This is a genomic window from Rhizobium sp. PRIMUS64 (assembly GCF_023006465.1).
In the GTDB taxonomy this organism is placed as follows: Bacteria; Pseudomonadota; Alphaproteobacteria; order Rhizobiales; family Rhizobiaceae; genus Rhizobium; species Rhizobium leguminosarum.
In genome coordinates, this window is record NZ_JALBGX010000308.1 from 1 (window position 1) to 827 (window position 827).

The window sequence follows — 827 nt, forward strand, 5'->3', positions numbered from 1 at the left end:
CAATCGGCCTGGAACGCGGCCGTCTCGTCGACGCTATGGCAGATAGCCAAGCCTGGCTGCACGGGAAGAAATACGCGATCTACGGCGATCCTGACTTCGTCTACGCCGTTGCCCGGTTCGTCTTGGAAACCGGCGGTGAGCCGACCCACTGCCTTGCTACCAACGGCACGTCGGCCTGGGAAGCCGAGATGAAGGCGTTGCTCGCATCCTCGCCCTTCGGCAAGGATGCCCAGGTCTGGGCGGGCAAGGACCTGTGGGCGTTGCGCTCGCTGCTCTTTACCGAGCCGGTTGATCTTATGATCGGCAATTCCTATGGCAAGTATCTCGAGCGCGACACCGGCACCCCATTGATCCGGCTGACCTTTCCGATATTCGACCGGCACCATCACCACCGTTTCCCGCTCATGGGCTACCAGGGCGGCCTGCGCGTCCTGACGACGATCCTCGACAAGATCTTCGACAAGCTCGATCGCGAGACGAGCGAGCCGGGTGTGACGGACTATTCTTACGACCTGACCCGCTAGGAGCGGCGGCGGTCGGCCTTGTGAGGCCGGCCGCCTTCATCTGAACTTGGAGACCGCAATGCCCTTGCTCAATGCTAAAGTCCAGGATGTCTTTGACGAGCCTGCCTGCGAGAAGAACCGCAGCAAGGATTCCAAGGCGCGCAAAAACGGCTGTTCGAAGCCGCTGATCCCCGGGGCGGCAGCCGGCGGATGCGCTTTCGATGGCGCCAAGATCGTGCTGCAGCCGATCACCGACGTCGCGCACCTGATCCATGGGCCTCTCGGCTGTGAGGGCAATTCCTGGGACAACCGCGGATCGGCTTC

Annotated in this window: 2 protein-coding genes; both read left to right on the forward strand. The window is 62.3% G+C overall.

Annotated features, from left to right (window positions below):
- Window positions 1-524 (forward strand): nitrogenase component 1 (locus MOV76_RS39270; protein WP_281015699.1); only part of this gene is annotated, 524 nt, incomplete at its 5' end.
- A 58-nt stretch (window positions 525-582) separates the two neighbouring features.
- Window positions 583-827 (forward strand): nitrogenase component 1 (locus tag MOV76_RS39275; RefSeq protein WP_097623640.1); only part of this gene is annotated, 245 nt, incomplete at its 3' end.